Source organism: Sciscionella sediminilitoris, assembly GCF_000737195.2.
GTDB classification, from domain to species: Bacteria; Actinomycetota; Actinomycetes; order Mycobacteriales; family Pseudonocardiaceae; genus Sciscionella; species Sciscionella sediminilitoris.
Genome location: NZ_JALM01000050.1, coordinates 1 through 1,962 on the forward strand (window position 1 = coordinate 1; position 1,962 = coordinate 1,962).

Annotated in this window: 1 protein-coding gene; it reads left to right on the forward strand. The window is 60.2% G+C overall.

Annotated elements, in window-relative coordinates; genetic code table 11:
• Window positions 1–603 precede the first annotated feature (603 nt).
• A complete protein-coding gene (gene ltrA, locus AD72_RS20530) occupies window positions 604–1,881 on the forward strand; it encodes a group II intron reverse transcriptase/maturase (protein ID WP_031468156.1) in 1,278 nt (425 codons plus the stop codon).
• Window positions 1,882–1,962: the final 81 nt, after the last annotated feature.

The window sequence follows — 1,962 nt, forward strand, 5'->3', positions numbered from 1 at the left end:
CGATTCGGCCGCGGCGTTAGTGTGTCTTGAAGGGAGCAGAGGGAGTCTGATGTAGAAGACAGATGAACGATGTGACCATGCTGTTGTGGAGATGAAGGTAGGTCCTTCGGCATCGGCGTGCAGGAGCTGGTGTCAAACCACCACGAGCTGCTGTGGTGAATGAGCCATGGTAGTGAGCGTCGTGGAAAAGCCGTCGCAAGAGGCGGCAGGTGTGAGTCAAGAAGGCGAACGAAAGTGAACCATCGACGACGTGTCGTTACGCCAGGTGGCATCAAAACCGGGGCCTTAATGCTGTCCCGGGACAAGTCAGAGAGAAACCTGTCTACTGCTCTGGCGGTGCCCGGCATGAAGATGGCGCGAGCTTGACTTGGGCTCTGCAACGGAACAAGAGAACTCCTCGCCACGACTTGGGTACTGGCCGGTTGAGACCAGTATCCGCCGCGAGAACGGCAAGTGGCTAATCCACGAGCCGCTGAGTACCGGGAGCGTGGCAGGAGGGCGGAACGGCCCGTAGTAGTGACGAAGCGCCTGTAATGGGAGTGGAGCGAAGGGGACGTGCCGTCGGGTGTTGTCCAGTGATCAACCAGCAATGGGAGGAGTTGCGTGGACAAGACACAGTCAGCAGGGAAGCCGTTCGCAATTTCGAAGAGGCTGATCTGGAAGGCGTACCTGAAAGTCAAAGACAACAAGGGTGCGGCCGGTGTTGACGGGCAGTCGCTGGCAGAGTTTGACCAGGACCTGAAAGGGAACCTGTACAAGCTCTGGAACAGGATGTCGTCGGGGAGCTATTTCCCGGCCCCGGTCAAGGCCGTGCCCATCCCGAAATCCGGGGGCGGAACGCGGGTGCTGGGTGTACCCGGTGTCGCTGACCGGATCGCGCAGACGGCCGTGACGATGGTCTTGGAGCCGCAGGTGGAACCGATGTTCCACCCCGACTCCTACGGCTATCGTCCCGGAAAGTCGGCGTTGGATGCGGTGGAGATGTGCAAGAAGCGGTGCTGGAGAAGCTCCTGGGTGGTCGACCTCGACATTCAGGGCTTCTTCGACAACGTTCCGCATGCGGAGATCGTCGCCGCGGTGAACAAGCACACCGACCTTCCGTGGGTGGTGTTGTATGTCAAACGGTGGTTACTGGCCCCGATACAGCACCCGGACGGCAGTCAGGTGCACCCGGTGAAGGGAACTCCGCAAGGTTCTGCCGTCTCCCCGTTGTTGTCGAATCTCTTCCTGCACTATGCATTGGACGCTTGGCTTGCCAGGAAATGTCCAACGGTGCGGTTCGAGCGGTACTGCGATGATGTCATCCTACACTGTTCGAGTCGGCGGCAGGCGGAGTTCATCCACCAAGTCGTCGAGGAACGGTTGCGACAGTTCGGTTTGCGTTGTCATCCGGAGAAGACGCGCATCGTCTACTGCAAGCAGCATGGGCGTGACGAGGACTACCCGGTCACGAGTTTCACGTTTCTGGGTTTCGATTTTCGTCGTGCGCCGGTGCGCAGGCGTGACGGGGTGCTGATGTGTGGGTTCGTCCCGCTGGTCGGTAAGGCCGCACGCAAGTCGATGGCGCGAACGATCCGGCAGTGGAATCTGGGCCGCAGGACCAATTTGGGCTTTCGGGGCCTGGCCACGGTTATCAACCCTATCGTGTCGGGTTGGATCAACTACTACGGGCGCTTCTACAAGTCCGAGTTGATGCACTTCCTCGAACAGCAGATCAACCCCTTCCTCGTGAAGTGGATGGTCCGGAAGTACAAACGGCTGCGCCGCGCCAAGCGGAAAGCGCGTCGGAAGCTCGCCGAGGTTGCCTCGGCGTTTCCCGCGATGTTCGCTCACTGGCGACATGGCGCCAGACCTACTGGCTCGACGGTGGGAGCCGTGTGACGGGAGACTTTCACGCACGGTTCTGAGAGGGCCCGGGGGTGCGATTCCCCCGGGCTACTCACCTCGAAGCACGATCCGACC